The following is a 2041-nucleotide window of genomic DNA, read 5'->3' on the forward strand; positions in this document are numbered from 1 at the left end:
GTGCCCTCCTGGCCGCGCACCAGGAGCGCCTTGATCCCGGTGAGGTCGGCATCTGCCGGCACTCGTGAGGCCGCCGGTGGCGGCCGCGTGAGGACGGATCATCTCGCTAGAGGTCGAGGACGACTTCGGTGGTTGGCTCGCTGCAGCACACCAGTACGGTGCCGGGCTCGGGAAGTTCGAGCGGCTGGGTGGTGTAGGTGACGGTGCCGGAGACGAGGGGGGTGATGCAGGTGTGGCACACGCCCGTGCGGCAGGACCAGCGGGTGGGGATGTCGCAGGCTTCCGCGAGGCCGAGCAGTGATGCGCGGGCCGGTGACCAGCGGGTGGTGATACCGCTGCGGGCGAAGGTGACGAGGGGGCCGCTGCCCGTGGGGCCCGGTGGTTGGTGCGGGCGGACTGCAGCGGTTGGAGTGATGCCGGGGTTGATGGCGGGGAGCGCGCTGAACAGTTCCCTGTGGATCTGGGCGGGGCTCAAGCCGCGATCGAGCAGGTAGCCGCCGAGGTCGTCCATGAAGGCGGGCGGTCCGCAGAGGTAGGCGTCGGCGTCCGGGGGAATGCCCGTGTCCGCCAGGGAGCGGACGGTCGGGCGGCCGTGGCTGATGTGGGCCTTGCCGGGATGCGGGGCGGGTTCGTCGGCTGCGGTGTAGTAGATGTGCTCGTGGGCGTCGGGGAGCTGCGCCAGGAGCTCGTGGGCCTCGTCCGCGAAGGCGTGGTGAGCGCGGTCATGGGCGGTGTGGATCCACCAGACGGGGCGCGGGTCCTGTGTGGCGGCGAGTCGGTGGAGCATGGCCAGTACGGGGGTGGCGCCGATCCCTGCGGAGATGAGGACGATGGGGCGCGTGCCCTCTTCGAGGACGAAGGCCCCGCGGGGGCTTGCGATGTCCACGAGGTCGCCGGTGCGGAGGCTGGTGTGGAGGTAGCTGCTGACCTGGCCGTGGGGCTCGTGCTTCACGCTGATGCGGTAGGTGTCGGCTCCGGGCGCGGAGGACAAGGAGTAGCTCCGCACGACAGGGGCGGCATCTCCTGTGACAAGGCGCATGGACAGGTACTGGCCCGGGCGGGCCTCGGGCAGTGGTGTGCCGTCCGTGGTGTCGAGGTAGATCGACGAGACGGCGGGGGTCTCGGGGACGATCCGGGCGACGCGCATGGTCCTGAAGCCCGGCCACCCCGGTTCCTCTCCGGCCTGCTGGGCGCCGGCGCGTTCGCCCGGCCATCCCGGTTCCCGTCCGGGCTGCTGGGCGGCCGCGAGTTCGCGGAACGACTCCTGCCAGCCGGGGCTGAGGGCGGGGATGCTGAGTGCTTTTCGCAGCTTCGCGGGGTCGCGGTCGGGGAGGTAGAGCAGCGCATCGGTGTCGGCGACGCTGAGTTCTTCCGGACCCTTGCGGGTGAGGGTGATCCGGTCGCCGGCTTCGACGTGTCCCTCGGTGATGACGCGCAGGTAGAAGCCCGGGCGGTGGTGGGCGACCAGGAGCGAGGCCATGGCGGGTTCGCCCAGGCGCATCCCGACCCGGTAGCACGTGACGCGAGGCTGGGTGACTTCGAATTCGGCTTCGCCGATGCGGTACCGGTCGCCGATGCGCACTTCGTCGTCGGGAAGGCCGTCGACGGTGAAGTTGTCTCCGAAGATGCCGAAGGAGAGGTCGTCCCGGCCGAGCTGCTCTTGCCAGTACTGGTAGGACTGCAGTTGGTAGACGAGGACGGCGCGCATCTCGCCTCCGTGCCCGGCCAGGTCGCCTTGGCCGTCTCCGTCGATGTTCAGTCGCCGCACCATCCGGGAGCCGCGCACGGGTGCCTTCCACGCACCGGTGTGGACGGTCCTTCCCTGCCAGGAGACGTCCTTGGGTGTCCCTACGTTGACGGACAGCAGTCTCGCCATTGCGGTTCTCCTGCGTGGGTGGCCGACCGGAAGCCCCTCCTGGCGCTGTGTCTGTGCGCTGTGGCCGATATTAGGGCGTGTTGCGAAAGTAGCGCCGTCCGCCCGGAGGGCGGGGCCTGCGGCGTCTGGTGCGTGCGATCGCAAGGCGGAGGATCATCCTCGTAC

General features: G+C 70.1%; 1 protein-coding gene. It reads right to left on the bottom strand.

Going from position 1 to position 2041, the window contains the following annotated elements:
- Positions 1 to 106: 106 nt before the first annotated feature.
- Positions 107 to 1876: an MOSC domain-containing protein gene (locus ACWGI8_RS43515; RefSeq protein ID WP_453669064.1), complete on the bottom strand. Its 1770-nt coding sequence runs from the start codon at positions 1874 to 1876 to the stop codon at positions 107 to 109.
- Positions 1877 to 2041 lie beyond the last annotated feature (165 nt).

It is taken from the genome of Streptomyces sp. NPDC054841 (assembly GCF_053611045.1).

Bases quoted from the DNA above. Each gene is read 5' to 3' on its own strand.
- ACWGI8_RS43515 (WP_453669064.1), bottom strand. From the start codon at position 1,876: ATGGCGAGACTGCTGTCCGTCAACGTAGGGACACCCAAGGACGTCTCC.